This window comes from Ensifer sp. (genome assembly GCF_035999135.1).
Taxonomy (GTDB): Bacteria; Pseudomonadota; Alphaproteobacteria; order Rhizobiales; family Rhizobiaceae; genus Ensifer.
This window is the reverse complement of sequence record NZ_DASYGZ010000175.1, coordinates 42,587-61,378: the sequence shown is the minus strand read 5'-3', so window position 1 is coordinate 61,378 and position 18,792 is coordinate 42,587. Positions and strand designations below refer to the sequence as shown.

General features: G+C 63.0%; 16 protein-coding genes. 12 read left to right on the top strand and 4 right to left on the bottom strand.

What is annotated here, in order from left to right:
- The first annotated feature begins 55 nt into the window (after positions 1 to 55).
- The 3 genes from recA (at position 56) to VGO12_RS23260 (ending at position 5,080) form a co-directional block, all read left to right on the top strand.
- Positions 56 to 1,144, top strand: coding sequence for a recombinase RecA (recA, locus tag VGO12_RS23270; protein WP_043614579.1), 1,089 nt, complete (start codon positions 56 to 58; stop codon positions 1,142 to 1,144).
- 229 nt (positions 1,145 to 1,373) lie between these two features.
- Positions 1,374 to 4,037 carry an alanine--tRNA ligase gene (gene alaS, locus VGO12_RS23265; protein ID WP_327515102.1) on the top strand — a complete coding sequence of 888 codons (2,664 nt, stop codon included), beginning with the start codon at positions 1,374 to 1,376 and terminating at the stop codon, positions 4,035 to 4,037.
- A 191-nt stretch (positions 4,038 to 4,228) separates the two neighbouring features.
- Complete coding sequence (locus tag VGO12_RS23260; protein ID WP_327515101.1) at positions 4,229 to 5,080, top strand: AraC family transcriptional regulator; 852 nt, start codon at positions 4,229 to 4,231, stop codon at positions 5,078 to 5,080.
- A gap of 99 nt (positions 5,081 to 5,179) precedes the next feature.
- Here the strand turns inward: VGO12_RS23260 and VGO12_RS23255 are convergent, their stop codons facing one another.
- A complete protein-coding gene (locus tag VGO12_RS23255; RefSeq protein WP_327515100.1) occupies positions 5,180 to 6,394 on the bottom strand; it encodes an NADP-dependent isocitrate dehydrogenase in 1,215 nt (404 codons plus the stop codon).
- Positions 6,395 to 6,673: 279 nt separating this feature from the next.
- On the opposite strand from VGO12_RS23255, the gene VGO12_RS23250 reads away from it, so the two are divergent.
- The 3 genes from VGO12_RS23250 (at position 6,674) to murI (ending at position 10,402) form a co-directional block, all read left to right on the top strand.
- Complete coding sequence (locus VGO12_RS23250; RefSeq protein WP_327515099.1) at positions 6,674 to 8,647, top strand: FUSC family protein; 1,974 nt, start codon at positions 6,674 to 6,676, stop codon at positions 8,645 to 8,647.
- Between the two features lie 74 nt (positions 8,648 to 8,721).
- On the top strand, positions 8,722 to 9,567 hold the full coding sequence (locus tag VGO12_RS23245; protein WP_327515098.1) for an RNA methyltransferase: 846 nt from the start codon (positions 8,722 to 8,724) through the stop codon (positions 9,565 to 9,567).
- A complete protein-coding gene (gene murI / locus VGO12_RS23240) occupies positions 9,554 to 10,402 on the top strand; it encodes a glutamate racemase (RefSeq protein WP_327515105.1) in 849 nt (282 codons plus the stop codon). Before VGO12_RS23245 ends, murI begins: the two co-directional genes overlap by 14 nt.
- On the opposite strand, the gene VGO12_RS23235 is transcribed toward murI, so the two are convergent.
- The gene (locus VGO12_RS23235) at positions 10,392 to 10,580 is read right to left on the bottom strand and encodes a hypothetical protein (RefSeq protein ID WP_327515097.1); all 189 of its coding nucleotides are present in this window, start codon (positions 10,578 to 10,580) and stop codon (positions 10,392 to 10,394) included. The genes murI and VGO12_RS23235 overlap by 11 nt on opposite strands.
- Before the next feature lie 346 nt (positions 10,581 to 10,926).
- Here VGO12_RS23235 and VGO12_RS23230 point away from each other — a divergent pair, with 346 nt between their 5' ends.
- On the top strand, positions 10,927 to 12,444 hold the full coding sequence (locus tag VGO12_RS23230) for an ATP-binding protein (protein WP_327515096.1): 1,518 nt from the start codon (positions 10,927 to 10,929) through the stop codon (positions 12,442 to 12,444).
- A gap of 79 nt (positions 12,445 to 12,523) precedes the next feature.
- Here the strand turns inward: VGO12_RS23230 and VGO12_RS23225 are convergent, their stop codons facing one another.
- On the bottom strand, positions 12,524 to 12,859 hold the full coding sequence (locus VGO12_RS23225; protein ID WP_327515095.1) for a cupin domain-containing protein: 336 nt from the start codon (positions 12,857 to 12,859) through the stop codon (positions 12,524 to 12,526).
- A gap of 110 nt (positions 12,860 to 12,969) precedes the next feature.
- Between VGO12_RS23225 and VGO12_RS23220 the strand changes: the two genes are divergently transcribed.
- From VGO12_RS23220 to VGO12_RS23200, 5 genes are all read left to right on the top strand, one after another.
- Positions 12,970 to 13,497 carry a MarR family transcriptional regulator gene (locus tag VGO12_RS23220; protein WP_327515094.1) on the top strand — a complete coding sequence of 176 codons (528 nt, stop codon included), beginning with the start codon at positions 12,970 to 12,972 and terminating at the stop codon, positions 13,495 to 13,497.
- A 227-nt stretch (positions 13,498 to 13,724) separates the two neighbouring features.
- Positions 13,725 to 14,342, top strand: a complete 618-nt coding sequence (gene rpsD / locus VGO12_RS23215) for a 30S ribosomal protein S4 (protein WP_327515093.1) — start codon at positions 13,725 to 13,727, stop codon at positions 14,340 to 14,342.
- A 151-nt stretch (positions 14,343 to 14,493) separates the two neighbouring features.
- Positions 14,494 to 15,441, top strand: coding sequence for a glutaminase (locus VGO12_RS23210; protein ID WP_327515092.1), 948 nt, complete (start codon positions 14,494 to 14,496; stop codon positions 15,439 to 15,441).
- A gap of 204 nt (positions 15,442 to 15,645) precedes the next feature.
- Positions 15,646 to 16,530, top strand: coding sequence for a tRNA 2-thiocytidine(32) synthetase TtcA (ttcA, locus tag VGO12_RS23205; protein ID WP_327515091.1), 885 nt, complete (start codon positions 15,646 to 15,648; stop codon positions 16,528 to 16,530).
- Positions 16,527 to 17,351, top strand: coding sequence for an inositol monophosphatase (locus tag VGO12_RS23200; protein WP_327515090.1), 825 nt, complete (start codon positions 16,527 to 16,529; stop codon positions 17,349 to 17,351). Before ttcA ends, VGO12_RS23200 begins: the two co-directional genes overlap by 4 nt.
- Positions 17,352 to 17,430: 79 nt before the next feature.
- Here the strand turns inward: VGO12_RS23200 and VGO12_RS23195 are convergent, their stop codons facing one another.
- Positions 17,431 to 18,723: a multidrug effflux MFS transporter gene (locus VGO12_RS23195; protein WP_327515089.1), complete on the bottom strand. Its 1,293-nt coding sequence runs from the start codon at positions 18,721 to 18,723 to the stop codon at positions 17,431 to 17,433.
- Between the last annotated feature and the right edge of the window lie 69 nt (positions 18,724 to 18,792).

Below are 18,792 nucleotides of genomic sequence, written 5' to 3'. Positions count from 1 at the left end.
ACTCCTGCGGCGGCTTCATTGCCTCGGTAGCTTCAATAACCTAAAGGTGGACCAAATGGCACAAAACTCTTTGCGGCTCGTAGAGGACAAATCGGTGGATAAAAGCAAGGCACTTGAAGCGGCACTTTCCCAGATCGAACGGTCGTTCGGCAAGGGATCGATCATGAAGCTCGGTGGGAAGGACAGCATCATCGAGATCGAGACGGTTTCGACCGGCTCTCTCAGCCTGGACATCGCGCTCGGCATCGGCGGTCTGCCGAAGGGCCGCATCGTTGAAATTTACGGCCCGGAAAGCTCGGGCAAGACGACACTGGCGCTGCAGACCGTTGCCGAAGCACAGAAGAAGGGCGGCATCTGCGCCTTCGTCGACGCTGAACACGCACTTGATCCGGTCTATGCCCGCAAGCTCGGCGTCGACCTCGAAAACCTCTTGATCTCGCAGCCGGACACCGGCGAGCAGGCGCTCGAAATCACCGATACGCTGGTTCGTTCCGGCGCGATCGACGTGCTGGTCGTCGACTCGGTCGCAGCCCTCGTGCCGCGCGCCGAAATCGAAGGCGAAATGGGCGACAGCCTGCCGGGCATGCAGGCCCGCCTGATGAGCCAGGCGCTGCGCAAGCTCACTGCATCGATCTCCAAGTCGAACTGCATGGTCATCTTCATCAACCAGATCCGCATGAAGATCGGCGTCATGTTCGGCTCGCCGGAAACCACCACCGGCGGCAACGCGCTGAAGTTCTACGCCTCTGTCCGCCTCGACATTCGCCGTATCGGTTCGGTCAAGGAGCGCGAAGAGGTCGTCGGCAACCAGACCCGCGTCAAGGTCGTCAAGAACAAGATGGCGCCGCCCTTCAAGCAGGTCGAATTCGACATCATGTACGGCGAAGGCGTGTCGAAGACCGGCGAACTCGTCGACCTCGGCGTCAAGGCCGGTATCGTCGAGAAGTCCGGCGCCTGGTTCTCCTACAACAGCCAGCGCCTCGGCCAGGGCCGCGAGAACGCCAAGACGTTCCTGCGCGACAACCCGGATCTGGCGCGCGAAATCGAGACGGCGCTGCGCCAGAACGCCGGCCTGATCGCCGACCGGTTCCTCGAGAACGGCGGTCCGGAAGCGGACGACGGCGACGAGCCGCCGGAAGCATAAGCCGCACGGTCCACCGCGGTTACAGAAAAACCGGTCGTCCTCCGACGACCGGTTTTTTGTTGCCGTCTGGACAGTGTGAGACGTGAACGATAAAAGCCTTTGGTTCCGGCGGCCGAGGGCGTTGGAGGGCGCAGGCATCATCGGTGGCTGCGGGGTTGAAGGACAACGGCCGATGGCGCGGCGATGGCTGCGGCCAGGCCGGATTTGGTGCTTAAGAATAGGACGCAAGATGAGCGGCGTGAATGAAATCCGGTCGACCTTTCTCGACTATTTCCGCAGGAACGGTCACGAGGTGGTGTCGTCGAGCCCGTTGGTGCCGCGCAACGACCCGACCTTGATGTTCACCAATGCCGGCATGGTGCAATTCAAGAACGTTTTCACCGGCCTTGAGCAGCGCCCCTATTCGACGGCCGTGACCGCGCAGAAGTGCGTGCGCGCCGGCGGCAAGCACAATGACCTCGACAATGTCGGCTACACCGCGCGTCACCACACCTTCTTCGAAATGCTCGGCAACTTCTCCTTTGGCGATTACTTCAAGGAAAACGCCATCGAGCTTGCCTGGAACCTGATCACCAAGGAGTACGGCCTCGACGCCAAGCGCCTGCTGGTCACGGTCTACCACACCGACGACGAAGCTTTCGGCCTCTGGAAGAAGATCGCCGGCCTCACCGACGACCGCATCATCCGCATCCCGACCAGCGACAATTTCTGGGCCATGGGCGATACCGGCCCGTGCGGTCCGTGCTCGGAAATCTTCTACGACCACGGCGACCATATCTGGGGCGGCCCTCCGGGCTCGGCCGATGAAGACGGCGACCGCTTCATTGAGATCTGGAACCTCGTCTTCATGCAATACGAGCAGATCACCAAGGAAGAGCGGGTCAACCTGCCGCGTCCGTCGATCGACACCGGTATGGGCCTCGAACGCCTGGCCGCCGTGTTGCAGGGCCAGCACGACAACTACGACATCGACCTCTTCCGCGCGCTGATCGCAGCGTCCGAGGAAGCGACCGGCGTCAAGGCCGAAGGCGACCAGCGCGCCAGCCACCGCGTCATCGCCGACCACCTGCGCTCGTCCGCCTTCCTGATCGCCGACGGCGTTCTGCCGTCGAACGAAGGCCGCGGCTACGTTCTGCGCCGCATCATGCGCCGTGCCATGCGCCACGCGCAGCTGCTCGGCGCCCGTGATCCGCTGATGTGGAAGCTGCTGCCGGCGCTGGTTGGCCAGATGGGCCGCGCCTATCCGGAGCTGGTGCGCGCCGAAGCGCTGATCTCCGAGACGCTGAAGCTTGAGGAAACCCGCTTCCGCAAGACGCTGGAGCGCGGCCTCAACCTGCTCTCGGAAGCCTCCGCCGACCTGTCCGAAGGCGACCAGTTCAACGGCGAGACCGCGTTCAAGCTCTACGACACCTACGGCTTCCCGCTCGACCTGACCCAGGACGCGCTACGCGCCAAGGGCATCTCCGTCGATACCGACGCCTTCACCACGGCGATGCAGCGTCAGAAGGCCGAGGCCCGTGCGAGCTGGTCCGGTTCCGGCGAAGCGGCAACCGAAACCATCTGGTTCGAGCTGCGCGAAAAGCATGGTTCGACCGAGTTCCTCGGCTACGACACCGAAGTCGCCGAAGGCGTCGTTCAGGCGATCGTGCGCGATGGTTCTGTCGTTCCGTCCGCCGCCAAGGGCGAGACCGTCCAGATCGTCCTCAACCAGACGCCGTTCTACGGCGAATCGGGCGGCCAGATGGGCGATACCGGCACCATCACCACCGATCACGGCAAGCTTGTCGTCACCGACACGCAGAAGCGCGGCGAGGGGCTCTTCGTTCACTTCGCAACCGTTGCCGAAGGCTCGATCAAGACCGGCGACGCGGCCCAGCTCGATGTCGATCACGCCCGCCGTTCGCGCCTGCGCGCCAACCACTCGGCGACCCACCTGCTGCACGAGGCGCTGCGCGAAGTGCTCGGCACCCATGTGGCCCAGAAGGGCTCGCTGGTCGCACCGGAGCGGCTGCGCTTCGACGTCTCGCATCCGAAGCCGATGACGGCCGAGGAACTGAAGGTCGTCGAGGAGATGGCCAACGAGATCATCGTCCAGAACACGCCGGTCACCACCCGCCTGATGAGCGTCGACGATGCGATTGCCGAGGGTGCAATGGCGCTCTTCGGCGAAAAATACGGCGACGAAGTCCGCGTGGTCTCGATGGGTCGTGGCGTTCACGGCTCCAAGGCCAACCGTCCGTATTCCGTCGAACTGTGCGGCGGCACGCATGTGTCGGCGACCGGCGATATCGGCCTCGTTCGCGTGGTCTCGGAAAGCGCTGTCGGCGCCGGCCTTCGCCGCGTCGAGGCACTGACCGGCGAGGCGGCGCGCGCTTACCTCAACGAACAGGATGAGCGGGTGAAGACGCTTGCCAATACGCTGAAGGTCCAGCCGGGCGACGTGCTCGGCCGCGTCGAGGCGCTGCTCGACGAACGCCGCAAGCTGGAACGGGAACTGACGGAAGCCAAGAAGAAGCTGGCGCTTGGCGGTGGCGGCGAAGCGGGTTCGGCCGATGCCGCACGCGAGATCGCCGGCGTGCGCTTCCTCGGCAAGGTCGTCTCCGGCGTCGAGCCCAAGGATCTGAAGAGCCTGGCGGATGATGGCAAGAAGAGCCTCGGCTCGGGCGTCGTCGCCTTTGTCGGCGTCTCCGGCGATGGCAAGGCAAGCGCTGTCGTCGCCGTCACCGACGACCTGACCGGCAAGCACAGCGCGGTCGATCTGGTTCGCGTCGCCTCCGCTGCGCTCGGCGGCAAGGGTGGCGGCGGCCGCCCTGACATGGCCCAGGCCGGTGGCCCGGATGGCGACAAGGCAGCCGAGGCGATCGAGGCCGTTGCCGCTGCGATTGCTGGTTGAGGACCATCAACAGAGCTTGAGAAAGGGCGCCGATCTGGCGCCCTTTTTGTTTGTGCCGCGTCGGAGAGCGTTGCAGCGAACGAACCTGATTTTTCACTCAGGAAGTCCTCCATACGGCCACGCAACTCCGCAGGATTTGTCAAATTGATCTATGGTCTACCGATCCGTGAGCGAAGCGCGAAAGGTCAGACATGGAAGAGCGGGTAGCGTGGGCGACCTATGAACGGCGGCTGCACCGGGTGAGCGACTACATCTACGGCAATCTCGATGGCGATCTCGATCTCGATCGTCTTTCCGAGATCGCCTGCCTGTCGCCGCATCATTGGCACCGGATCTATCGGGAGGTGCACGGCGAGACGCTGGCAGGCACCGTCAAGCGGCTCCGCCTGCAACGAGCCGCCGCCGATCTCGCCCAGACCGATCTTCCCGTTGAGACGATCGCGCAGCGCTCTGGCTATCCCAATCTGCAATCCTTCAACCGCACCTTCAAGGCGACCTACGGGCTGCCGCCGGCGCGCTATCGGAAGGAGGGAAGCCATGTTGCATTCGACACAGCTTCAACGGAAGGAATTCCAGACATGTACGAAGTTACCCTCAAGGACGTCGACGCCTTCGACGTCATCGGCGTAGCCCATAGCGGCTCCTATATGGAGATCGGCAAGGCGTTCGAGACGCTTTATGGCACGCTGTTTTCGCGTCAGCTCTTCCGGCCGGACATGGAGATGATCGGCATCTATCTCGACGATCCGGAACTGGTGCCGACCGACAAGTTGCGCTCCTTCGCCTGCGTCAGCGCGCCGTCGCCCGTCACAGCGCAAGCGCCGCTGACGCCGCAGCGTCTCGATGGCGGCCGCTACGCGGTGCTGCGCCACAAGGGACCTTACGCGGACATGCCGAAGGCCTATCAATGGCTCTACGGCACCTGGCTGCCGCAGTCGGGTCGCGAGATCCGCGACAGCCTGATGTTCGAGAAATACCTCAACAATCCGCGCGAAGTGGCGCCGACCGAACTTCTGAGCGAGATCTATCTGCCATTGAGGTAACCGCCTTGCATTTCGCAGCGTCGTTGGCGGCATGCGAGACAGTCCAAAAAGAAACCCGGCTCAAGGCCGGGTTTCATCGTCTTTACGATTTGGTGCCAATCAGGCAGCCATTGCCTTCCGCAGGTTCTCGTCGATCTTGTCGAGGAAGCCGGTGGTCGACAGCCACGGCTGGTCGGGGCCGATCAGCAGCGCCAAGTCCTTGGTCATGAAGCCCGATTCGACCGTGTCGACGCAGACCTTTTCAAGCGTTTCGGAGAAGCGGGCGAGCTCGGCGTTGCCGTCGAGCTTGGCGCGGTGGGCAAGGCCACGGGTCCAGGCGAAGATCGAGGCGATCGAGTTGGTCGAAGTTTCCTCGCCCTTCTGGTGCTGGCGGTAGTGACGGGTCACGGTGCCGTGCGCGGCTTCGGCTTCGACGGTCTTGCCATCCGGCGTCATCAGAACCGAGGTCATCAGGCCGAGCGAGCCGAAGCCCTGGGCAACGATGTCGGACTGGACGTCGCCGTCGTAGTTCTTGCACGCCCAGACGTAACCGCCGGACCACTTCAGGGCCGAAGCGACCATGTCGTCGATCAGGCGGTGTTCGTACCAGATCTTCAGTTCCTTGAACTTGTCGGCGAACTCCGCGTCGAAGACCTGCTGGAAGATGTCCTTGAAGCGGCCGTCATAGACCTTCAGGATGGTGTTCTTGGTCGACAGGTAGACCGGAACCTTGCGCTGGATGCCGTAGTTGAACGACGCGCGGGCGAATTCGGTGATCGAATCGTCGAGGTTGTACATGCCCATGGCAACGCCGGCCGACGGCGCGTCGAACACGTCGTATTCGATTTCCTTGCCGTCTTCGCCGACGAACTTCATCGTCAGCTTGCCCTTGCCCGGGAACTTGAAGTCGGTGGCGCGGTACTGGTCGCCGAAGGCGTGACGGCCGACGATGATCGGCTTCGTCCAGCCCGGGACCAGGCGCGGTACGTTCTTGCAGATGATCGGCTCGCGGAAGATGACGCCGCCGAGGATGTTGCGGATCGTGCCGTTCGGCGACTTCCACATCTTCTTCAGCTTGAATTCTTCGACGCGGGCTTCGTCCGGGGTGATCGTGGCGCACTTGACGCCGACGCCGTGCTTCTTGATGGCGTTGGCGGCGTCGATCGTCACCTGGTCGTCGGTGGCGTCGCGGTTTTCCATGCCGAGGTCATAATACTCGAGGTCGATGTCGAGGTAGGGATGGATCAGCTTGTCCTTGATGAACTGCCAGATGATGCGGGTCATCTCGTCGCCGTCGAGCTCGACGACCGGATTGGCGACCTTGATCTTTGCCATGAATATGCCTCGTAGTTTAGCGGGACAGCGGGAGCGATGTCCCTTCCTCTTTAGAAAAATCCTGTGCCCTATAGCACTCAGAACCGGCGACGCAAAGCATGCTTGGTTGAAACTTTGGACGAAGGACAAAACCGGTGGCGGCCAAGGGTTTGGCGGGACTTTGCCGTCCGGTTTATCAACGCCGCCGGCCTTGCAAAGATCGCGTCTGCCGCTATGCAGGAAGGAGGCAGCAAGGCTGCGCCCAAGCGCGCCGCGATCGCAGACAGGCAAAGGCATCCGATGGCACTTCGTTCCCGTATGCGCGACTGGCTTCTTGCCAATGACCCCGCCTTTTCCCGGCTGCGCCAGGCATCCCGGATTACCGCGACGGTTGTCGTTTCCGTCCTCATCCTCATGGCGGTCCACTATCTCATCGTGCCGATGCCGCCGGCCGCTTTCGGTCTGGCCGCGTCGCTCTCGGTCGAGGGCGGACTTGCCGTGCGCGACCGAACGGTTGCGGCCCAAAGGCTGACCCGTATTATCGCTGTCATCGTCGGCGTCTCGATGGTCGGGCTGGCATCGCTTCTGGAAAATCATCGCTACGTCTCGGACGTCGTGTTCCTGCTGATCATCTTCCTTGCGGTCTATGGCCGGACCTTTGGTCCACGCGGCTTTGCCGTCGGCATGTTCGCCTTCATGTCCTATTTCACCGGCGCCTATCTCAGACCGACAGCCGACCAGCTGCCGGCGCTGTTCTTCGGCGCTGCGGTATCGGCGACGGTTGCGCATCTGGTGCGCACCCGGCTGCTTCCGGATGACCGCTACCGCGACCTGTTGCGGGCAGCGGCGAGCGTGCAGCGGCGCGTCGACCAGATGCTGGCCGAGCTTGCCGAGATTGCGCGCAAGCCGGTGCTGTCCGAGGCCGATCGGCATCGATTGCGGACCGCGGAGGAGCGGCTGAAGGAAGCCGTGCTGATGGCCGAGAGTTTCGTTCCGACGGACAACCGGCGGCCGGAACCGGAACCGGGACAGGCCTCCGCCGATCTCGTCGTCAACCTGTTCGACCTGCATCTGGCCGCCGAAAGCGTGATCGTGCTCAGCTTCCAGGCGATGCCGCCGCCGGCACTGGTGGAGGCGATGATCGCGCGGGACGGCGGCGAGATCGACGCGCAGATCGCCCGGATCGGGGATCAGGCCCCGCGTCGCGAGGAAACGGTCAAGGCGCTGCTCTGGCTTCGCAACGTCCGCCAGCGGCTGCAGCGCAGCCTTGTGAAGCTGACGCCGGCCGACCTTGAGGAACCGGTCACGTCAGGCAGTGTCGCTGCGCGCTGGAAGCCGTCGCTCAACGATCCGGCATTGAAGAGTGCCATCCAGATCACCCTTGCGGCCGGCATCGCCATGGTTTTCGGGCTGATGCTGTCGCGCGAGCGATGGTTCTGGGCGGTCCTTGCCGCCTTTCTCGTCTTTACCAATACCCGTTCGCGCGGCGACACGGCATTGAAGGCCCTGCAGCGTTCGGCCGGCACGCTGTTTGGCATCGTCGTCGGCATTGTCGCCGGCACGCTCGTCGGCGGAAACATCTACCTCGTGCTGCCGCTCAGCGCTCTCTGCGTCTTTCTCGCCTTCTACTTCCTTGCCGTTTCCTATGCGACGATGACCTTCTTCATCTCGGTCGTGCTGTCGCTGCTTTACAGCCTGATGGGCGTGCTGACGCCGCAGCTGTTGCAGCTGAGGCTCGAAGAGACCCTGATCGGGTCGATTGCCGGGGCGGCAGTCGCCTTCTTCGTGTTCCCGACGCGCACCCGCACGACGCTCGACGCGACTGTGGCGACCTGGTGCAACGAATTGATCGGGCTCATGCAGGCGGCGAGGGACGGGGCTTCCGGCCTGGTGCTGCTTGCCCGTTCGCAGGCGCTCGACCGCGCCTATCGCGATCTGGCGGCCGCCGCAAAGCCACTCGGACTGCCCTGGCAGTTGGTCACGCGCCCCGGCCATGTCCGCCAGACGCTGGCGATCTTTCTAGCCTGTACCTACTGGGCGCGGGTGTTTGCCCGGCGCGTGGGCGCTGAGGCGGTCGAGGAAGGTTCCGATTTCACCATGGAACTCGACGCGAGCATCGCGCGCACCCGAACGGTGCGCGACAAGGCGTCGGCCTATTTCTACGAGGTCGGGCGGATCGGCGCGCCGGTTGACCGGCACCTGCCGATTTCGAGAGACGATGCGGAGCTCGGCCTGGAGATGATCGGCGTATCGCTCCGCCGTCTTCATCTGTAGAACGGGATACCGGACTTTAATTTCGCCGGCATTTGTGCAAGGGAAGCGCCGAACCAAAGGCGAAGGCGACGGAAATGGCAGGCACCAACAGCGAACGCGTACTCCTGACCGAAGGACCGGCGATCATTCTCGCCTATCCGCAGCTCGGCGAGAACATCGGCATGGTCGCCCGTGCCATGGCCAACTTCGGCCTGTCGGAACTGCGCCTCGTCAACCCGCGCGACGGATGGCCGAACGAAAAAGCGAAATCTGCCGCCAGCCGCGCCGACCACGTCATCGAGGGCGCCAAGCTCTATGACACACTGGAGGAGGCGATCGCCGACCTCAACTTCGTCTATGCGACAACGGCGCGCGACCGCTACGGCTATAAGCCGGTGCGCTCGCCGATCATTGCCGCGCGCACGCTGAGGCAGCGCTTCGTCGCAGGCGAGGCGACCGGCATCATCTTCGGCCGTGAACGCACCGGGCTCACCAACGAGGAAATAGCCCTAGCCGACGAGATCGTAACCTTCCCGGTCAATCCGGCCTTTGCCTCGCTCAATCTCGCACAGGCGGTGCTGCTCATGTCCTACGAGTGGCTGAAGACCGGCATGGAAAGCGAAGACCAGACGTCCTTCCAGGCACTGGAGCAACGTCCGGCGAAGAAGGACGACCTGCAGGGCCTGTTCGATCACCTGGAAGATGCGCTGGAAGCGCGCAACTATTTCCGATCCGCCGACAAAAAGCCGAAATTGGTCGAAAATCTGCGGACAGTTCTGACCAGACCATCCTTTACCGAAACGGAAATCCGGGTGTTGCGCGGCGTGATCTCGTCACTCGATCGGTTTTCGCGCGAACATCCCCGGGGTTCCGGCGCTCCTGCCGACAGCAGCAGGGCCGAGCCCAACAAGAAAGCATCTGATGGCGGTGACAGCGAGTGAACTGAAACCCATCCTCGTCTTCGACAGCGGCATCGGCGGCCTGACCGTGCTGCGCGAGGCGAGGGTTCTGATGCCCGAGCGGCATTTCATCTATGTCGCTGACGACGCCGGCTTTCCCTATGGCGGCTGGGAAGAACAGGCGCTGAAGGAGCGGGTGATCGCGCTCTTCGGCCGATTGCTCGCCGAGCACGATCCGGAAATCTGCGTGATCGCCTGCAACACCGCCTTTACGCTCGTTGGCGCCGACCTGCGCGCAGCCTATCCTCAGATGACCTTCGTCGGCACGGTACCGGCAATCAAGCCGGCGGCGGAACGCACGCGCTCCGGGCTGGTTTCGGTCCTGGCAACGCCGGGCACCGTCAAGCGCGCCTATACCCGCGACCTCATCCAGTCCTTCGCCACACAGTGTCACGTGCGCCTCGTCGGCTCGGAAAACCTCGCCAAGATGGCCGAGGCCTATATTCGCGGTGAAAAGCTCGAGGATGCGGAGGTTCTGGCCGAGATCGCGCCGTGCTTCGTCGAAATGGACGGCCGGAAGACCGACATCGTCGTTCTCGCCTGCACACACTACCCCTTCATGGCCAATGTCTTTCGCAGGCTGGCACCCTGGCCAGTCGACTGGCTGGACCCTGCCGAAGCCATTGCACGGCGCGCACGCTCGCTGGTGCCGCAACCAAACGGCTTCGAACCGCTCAACGGCCACGATCCGGCGATCTTCACGTCCGGCAAGCCGGATTTCGCGACGCGGCGACTGATGCAGGGGTTTGGGCTGACGGTCATGCCGAATGCGACCGTCGAAGGGCGGGTCGAAAAGGCCGATGCGCTCAGCTCGTGAGGATTGCCAGCAGTACTGCGATCAAAGAGACCAGCGCGCATGCAATCAGGAAGCTCTTGTGGCGGGCGGCGGCGGCCCGCGCCTTTGATAGGACGGGTTGGCCGTCCCTGTACGCGTCACGCATGCGCTGATCGAGATCGTTCATCTCGAAGTGACGTTCCGTCTCGTTCTGCATCATCGCTGCTCCCCGCGGGAAACCTGCTTCGTTCCGTTCGATATGGGAACCCATGGCTGCTCGCAAAAGTCTAGACGCCGAGAAACGTCAACTTTATATTGCTGTCAACGGTGTACGGCCTCAGCGTTCCGCGATTTTCCTGCGTGTATTCCCTGTGGGTTTCCACGCGGGTGACAGGATTTCCGGGAAAACCGTGCTAGGTGTCGCCCGATCGGCGGTCCGCGCGCGATCGCGAATCATCTAAAGCTGTACCGGTAGGATGCGTCGCGGCCTTGCGGCCGGATCGGCGTGAGAACTCAAGAATGAGCGGTTGCCCTAACTGGAACCGCTTTTGCACGAAGAGGTGGAAATGAAGGTCGGCATCGACATGGGAGCGACGTCCGAAGGGACCTCGGCCTCGCTCGATATCGAGGAGCTTCTGGCCACCCGTCTTCTGGTGCAGGGCAATTCCGGTTCGGGCAAGTCGCACTTGCTTCGCCGGCTGCTGGAGCAATCGGCACCCTGGGTGCAGCAGTGCATCATCGACCCCGAGGGTGATTTCGTCACACTCGCCGACAAGTTCGGCCATGTCGTCGTCGAGGGCGAGCGCACCGACGCCGAGCTGATCGGCATTGCCAACCGCATCCGCCAGCATCGCGTTTCCTGCGTGCTTTCGCTCGAAGGGCTCGATATCGAGCAGCAGATGCGCAATGCCGGCGTGTTCCTGAACGCCATGTTCGATGCGGACCGCGAATACTGGTATCCGGTGCTGGTGGTGGTCGACGAGGCGCAGATGTTTGCGCCCTCGGTTGCCGGCGACGTTACCGAAGAGGTGCGCAAGATTTCGCTCGGCGCCATGACCAACCTGATGTGCCGCGGCCGTAAGCGCGGGCTTGCCGGGGTGATCGCCACCCAGCGGCTCGCCAAACTTGCCAAGAACGTGGCGGCCGAAGCCTCCAACTTCCTGATGGGCCGCACCTTTCTCGATATCGACATGCTGCGCGCCGCCGATCTTCTCGGCATGGACCGGCGGACCGCGGAAATGTTCCGCGACCTGAAGCGCGGTTCGTTCGTGGCGCTCGGGCCTGCCTTGTCGCGGCGGCCGCTGCGGGTGACGATCGGCGCGGTCGAGACGTCGGCCCGCTCGACCAGCCCGAAGCTGATGCCGCTGCCGGAGGCGCCGCAGGATGTCGAGGACCTGATTTTCACCCCGGATCCGGACGAACTGACGCGGCCGATCATGCGCCGCGCCGTCGCGCCGCCACGCCCGACGACCGATATTCTCGCCGAACTGTCGCGGCCACGGCCCGAGCCGATTGCGCCTGCCGAAGCGCGGCCGGCGCAACCGGAAATGACACCGGAAGAGAAGGAAGGGCTGCTCGACAGCGTGTTCCTGGAAATCCTCGCCAATCCGGAAGCGGCCTTCCGGCCGGATGCCGAGCTCTTCCAGGATTTCCTGGTCCGCTGCCGCATTCGCCGGCTGCCATCCGGAACGGCTTTGTCTCTTGGTGCATTCCGCCGCAAGATGGCGGTCGCGCGCTCCGGTGTCGACCCGGAGACGGCGGCAGGCGAGACCTGGGCTCTGGCCCTGCAGCTTGCCGATCGCGTCACCGAAGACCTGCAGGCGGTGTTCCTGATGATGGCACAGTCGGCCGTGCGGCGGCTGCCATGTCCCTCTGATGCGATGATTGCGCGCGCCTATGGCACGCATTCCGCCCGCCGCGCCCGTCGTCTGCTCGGCTATTTCGAGGAAAACGGGCTCATCGTGATCCATGCCGACTTCGCCGGCAAGCGCATCGTCGCGTTCCCGGACCTTGGCTGCGAGACGGCGCCTGGTGACGCCAACGGGCCGGATGCGGTTGATGGGGCTGCCGCCGCGGCGGAGTGAGCCGCGTTATAGTGCAGGACTTTCGTATCTCGCAGGACAGAATGCCCCACGCGTGCGCTGTCGACCGCCTCGGTATGCCCTAGATAAATTCCTGTATGACACGCTCGGACGCGTGGATGCAGGTCATCTCCAGTCGAGCGCTGCCGCTGTTGACGAACCGGTGCGGCGTGCCCGGATCGACGACGATGATATCGCCGGCCTTGCCGATGAGCGTTTGCTCGCCGACCGTGAACTCCGCCTCGCCAGAATGAATGAGCCACGTCTCCGGATAGGGATGCACATGCAGCGCCGGCCCCTGGCCAGGCTCGGCATCCATCAGGAAGAGCGAAATCGGCGTGCCATACTGACCGCCCTCAAACAGGATCGTCCGCTTCGGGCTCGGGTTCTGCTGCGAGCGCGGAATGACATGAAACATGCTGGCCTCCATCGGGTTGGCTTGGCGGTTGGAATGAATTATCTTCATGAGAAGATATTATCCAAAACTATCTTCTCGTCAAGATACTTTTGTGACTTTGGAGCCAGGCAATGCGGAACGAAAATGCAAAGAGTGATCACGTCGACCGGCTGCGGGCGCAATGGGATCGCGAGTTGCCGGATCTCGATACCGAGCCGATGACGATCCTCGGGCGCGCCTATCGGCTGTCGAACCTGGTGCGCCCGTCGATTGAGGAGACCTTCTCCTCCTTCGGGCTCGATCGCGGCGAGTTCGACGTCATATCGACGCTCCGGCGCTCCGGGCCTCCCTATCGGCTGACCCCGACAGACCTCTATACCCTGCTGATGATTTCGTCGGGCGGGCTGACCCACAGGCTCGATCGTTTGCAAAAGGCGGGACTGATCCGGCGCGAGCGCTCGACATCGGATGGCCGCAGCAGCGTGGTCGGGCTGACCGAGCAGGGCGTGGCCCTTGCCGAAGCCGCGTTTCGGGCTGACATGGCGAGCGAAGCGCGCTATCTGGATGGGCTCGACCCGGAGGAACGCGCCGCACTGGCGACGCTGTTGAAGAAGCTGCTCGTTTCGCTGGAGAGCGCGCAGGGTGGTGATCCCGCCTGAAAGGGTGCCTAAAGCGGCGATTTCGTTTGACAATGCCTGCCGGAAGCACTAAAGCCGCCCCAACGCCGGGCAGAAATGTCCGGTGTTTTATTTGACATGTCCCGTGGCTTCTCCGTCAGCTTGATCGTGAGAAACCTGTCAGAACCCCGAAAATGGGTTCAGAGGAGGGCGTGTTTCCTTGATCCGGCTTGGTAACAGGCCGGTGTAACCGATTGAAAGGAAATGCGATGAGCAAGCGCGAATCGTCCAAGTACAAAATTGACCGCCGTATGGGCGAAAACATCTGGGGCCGTCCGAAGTCGCCGGTTAACCGCCGCGAATACGGCCCGGGCCAGCACGGCCAGCGCCGCAAGTCCAAGCTCTCGGACTTCGGTGTACAGCTGCGCGCCAAGCAGAAGCTCAAGGGCTACTACGGCGACATCCGCGAGAAGCAGTTCCGCGCGATCTTCGCTGAAGCCGACCGCCGCAAGGGCGACACCCCGGAAAACCTGATCGGCCTGCTCGAGTCGCGTCTGGACGCGATCGTCTACCGCGCCAAGTTCGTTCCGACGGTCTTTGCTGCCCGTCAGTTCGTCAACCACGGCCACGTCAAGGTCAACGGCGTCCGCGTCAACATCGGTTCCTACCGTTGCAAGCCGGGCGACGTCATCGAAGTCAAGGAAAAGTCCAAGCAGCTCGTAACCGTTCTCGAATCGGTTTCGCTCGCTGAGCGCGACGTTCCGGACTACATCGAAGTCGACCACAACAAGATGGTTGCGACCTACGTTCGCGTTCCGGTTCTCTCCGACGTTCCGTACGCGGTCGTCATGGAACCGCACCTGGTCGTCGAATTCTATTCGCGTTAATCCGGGGCTCACGCCTTGTGACGTATCGAAAACCGCCCGGAAACGGGCGGTTTTTTTGTCGGTGGCGTCCGCTTGCCGACGACAAGCAGCCGCACTCCGAACATGGCTATTCATCCCTTCGACCCGAAGGCGGTGATGAAGAGGGAAGCCGATGCCCGAGCAGACTATGCCGCAGGACCTGCAGGCGATCATCGAGGACATCCATCGCGAACTGAGCCCACGCTTCGGCCAGGGCAAGGTTGCCGACTACATCCCGCAGCTTGCCCGCGTCGATGCCAAGCATTTCGGCATGGCGATCGTCACCACCGATGGCAATATCTACCGGGTCGGTGACGCCGAGGTGCCATTTTCCATCCAGAGCGTGTCGAAGGTCTTCACTTTGACGCTCGCACTCGGCAAACACGGCGAGAACATCTGGCATCGGGTCGGGCGCGAACCATCGGGCTCCGCGTTCAATTCGATCGTCCAGCTGGAACACGAGGGCGGCAAGCCGCGCAACCCCTTCATCAATGCCGGCGCCATCACCATCAGCGACCTGATCCTTGCGGGCCACACGCCGCGCGAGCTGATCGGCGAAATCGTGCAGTTCGTACGCTATCTCGCCGACGACGACCAGATCGTCATCGATCACGAAGTGGCGAAATCGGAAACCGCGACCGGCTTCCGCAATTTCGCGCTTGCCAATTTCATGCGCTCCTATGGCCGGCTCGACCATCCGGTGGAGCACGTGCTCGGCGTCTACTTCCACCATTGCGCGCTGTCGATGACGTGCAGCCAGTTGGCGAAGGCCGGCCTTTTTCTGGCTGCCGGCGGCACAAATCCGCTCACCCGCCACAATGTCGTCTCGCGCCAGCGCGCACGCCGCATCAACGCACTGATGCTGACCTGCGGCCACTATGACGGCTCGGGCGACTTCGCCTACCGCGTCGGCCTTCCGGGAAAGAGCGGTGTCGGCGGCGGCATCATGGCGGTCGCTCCCGGCAAGGCCTCGGTCGCCGTCTGGTCGCCGGGCCTCAACGAAAACGGCAACTCGCTGCTCGGCTCGCTGGCGCTCGAGATGCTGGCCGCGCGCACCGGCTGGTCGGTGTTCGGGCCCTGAAGGGCATCGCGATCTTTCGTATGCGCTTCAAGCTCTTGATTTTTCGCATGTCGAATTCGCAAGACCGCTACACACTTTGGCGCGACATGCCCTAAAGGCCGTCGACAGGCCGATTTTCCTTGATCTTGACAGCTGGAGCGGGCAAGTGCTGGCCCAAGATTTGCCGGGACGCAATGCGTCCGGCCACCGCACAGGATCCCCACCATGGACCTTTCGCTGAACGCGTCGCCAGATCCGGCCGAAACCGTATTCGATGAGGCCGGCATCGATGCCGGCGTCCATCCGCTGTTCGACCGCATGCCGTCGTCGGTCTCCTTCAACAAACTGCGCAAGCGCCTGTTGCGCCAGACGCGCCAGGCGCTCGACGATTTCGGCATGCTGAACGGGGCCAAGCGCTGGCTGATCGGAATTTCCGGCGGCAAGGACAGCTACAGCCTGCTGGCGCTGTTGATGGACCTCAAGTGGCGCGGGCTGCTGCCGGTGGAACTGGTGGCCTGCAATCTCGACCAGGGCCAGCCGAACTTCCCGAAGCACATCCTGCCGGAATACCTGGCCTCGATCGGAGTCGAGCACAGGATCGAGTATCGCGACACCTATTCGATCGTGAAGGAAAAGGTGCCGACGGGCGCGACCTACTGTTCGCTCTGTTCGCGGCTCCGGCGCGGCAACCTCTATCGCATCGCTCGCGAGGAGGGCTGCGACGCGCTGGTGCTCGGACACCACCGCGAGGACATCCTCGAAACCTTCTTCATGAACTTCTTCCACGGCGGCAGGCTTGCCTCGATGCCGGCGAAGCTCCTGAACGACGAAGGCGACCTGATGCTGCTGAGGCCGCTTGCCTATGCGGCCGAGGACGATCTCGCCAAGTTTGCCGCTGCCATGGAGTTTCCAATCATCCCCTGCGACCTCTGTGGCTCGCAGGACGGGCTCGAGCGCAACGCGATGAAGGCGATGCTGTCCGATCTCGAGCGGCGCATGCCCGGCCGCAAGGACACGATGCTGCGGGCGCTTGGCCATGTGAACCCGTCGCATCTGCTCGATCCCAAGCTGTTCGATTTCAAATCCCTCACACCGGAGCCCAAAGAATGAGCCATTCCGTCGACATCGCCGGCCTTGCCAATCTGCTGCAGGAAGCGGCGGTCAAAGAGATCCTGCCGCGGTTCCGCAACCTCGATGCCGGCGACGTCAGGATGAAATCGGAAGCGATCGACCTGGTGACGGAGGGCGACGAGGCGGCCGAACGCCTGATCAAGGCGCAGATCGAGGCGGTTGCGCCGGGCGCACTGTTCGTCGGCGAGGAATCGGTCGCAGCCGATCCTGCGCTGCTCGACAAGCTCGCTGATGCCGACCTCGCCGTTGTCGTCGACCCGATTGACGGCACCTTCAATTTTGCCGCCGGCATGCCGCTCTTCGGCGTCATGGCGAGCGTCGTCGCCAAGGGCGAGACGGTCGCCGGGATCATCTACGATCCGATGGGCAATGACTGGGTGATCGCGGAGAAGGGCTCCGGCGCCTGGATGTGCCGCCCGGACGGATCGCAGGAGCGCCTGTCGGTGACGGCCGGCGTGCCGCTCGAAGCCATGGTCGGGGGCGCCTCGACCGGTTTCTACGCGCAGGAGGCGCGCCGCGAGGTGATGGCCAACATGGCCAAGGTGCGCCTTGCCACCAGCTACCGTTGCGCCGCCCATGAATACCGCATCTTCGCTGCCGGCCACATCCACTTCCTGATGTACCAGAAGCTGATGCCCTGGGATCACCTGGCCGGAACGCTGATTTCGCAGGAAGCGGGCGCCTATGCCGCGCGCTTCGACGGCTCGCCCTATCTGCCGCAGCATCTCAATGGCGGCCTGCTGCTGGCCACCGACAAGGACAGCTGGGAGACGCTGCGCCGCGAGGTCTTCACGGTCTGATTTCAACGGTCAGCGCCGAAACAAAAAGCCCGCCCGGATCGCTCCGGGCGGGCTTTTTGATGTTAGTCAGCAAGGCCGCTTACATGTGGCCGCCGCCGTGATCCATCGCGACGTCCTTGTCGCCGGGGTGGGTGAACAGCTTGCCATTTTCGGCCCAGAGCGTCGCAAGGATCGTCAGGAGACCGAAGAGCGCGAAGCCACCGAAGAGCGGCTGCAGCGTGCCGTTGAACAGCTGGCCGACGGCGCCGCCGATCAAGGCGCCGCCGGTCGTTGAGACGAAACCGGTGATGGCCGTCGCGGTGCCAGCGAGGTGGCCCATCGGTTCGAGGCTGATGGCGGTGAAGTTCGTCGCAATGACGGCGAAGAACATCAGGAGCACCGAGAACATCAGGTAGCTGACGACGAAGGCCGGCGTTCCCGAGAGCGACATGACGAAGCCTGCGACCGAGATCAGCGTGAAGACGATCATCGACACGTGCGAGATGCGGCGCATGCCGAAGCTGCGCACGAAGAAGCCGTTGGCGAAGTTCGCCACCGCGATGCCGCCGGCAGTGCCGGCAAAGGCGATCGGCAGCCAGTCGCCAAGGCCATAGACCTCGCCGAAGATCTGCTGGACGGTGACGATATAGGCGCAGATGACGGCGGTAAACAGCGTCATGCCGATCATGTAGCCGCAGGTGATGCGGTTGGTGAGAACAGTCTTGAAGCCGGAAGCGACAGCGCCAACGGAGAGCGGCAGGCGCTCTTCGCGCGGCAGGGATTCCTTCATGCGGGAAAACGCCCACACGAACAGGATCGCGCCGATCACGCCGATCAGGATGAAGATCCAGTGCCAGTTGGCATAGAGGATCACCAGCTGGCCGATCGAGGGCGCCACGATCGGCACGATCATGAAGACGATCATGACATAGGACATGACCCGCGCCATCTCGCGACCGCCGAAGCAGTCGCGCACGATCGCCATGGTGGTGATGCGGATCGCCGCAGCACCGATGCCCTGGATGAAGCGCAGGATCAGCAGCGTCTCGAAGCTCTGGGTCAGCGCAGCCGCAAACATCGACACGGTGAAGAAGGCGAGACCGCCCAGCAGCACGCGCCGCCGGCCAAAGGCATCGGAGAGGCTGCCAAAGAAGATCTGCGACAGGCCGAAGCCGAGGAAAAAGACGCCGATCACCAGTTGGCTATCGTTGGTGTTGGCAACGTTCAGCGACTGGCCGATCGCCGGAAGCGCCGGCAGCATGCTGTCGATGGCGACGGCAACGCTCGCCGTCATCACGGCGATGGTGATGATGAACTCGAACAGACCCATGTTCAGGCGCGCGGCGCCCGAAACCCCGTCGATATGTTCGGACTGATTGGTGATGGTGGACATTGGGAAAATCCGTAAATTCAATCTTGTAAACGACTGGCCAGCAGTTTTGAGCGCTACAGCAACCTTTAT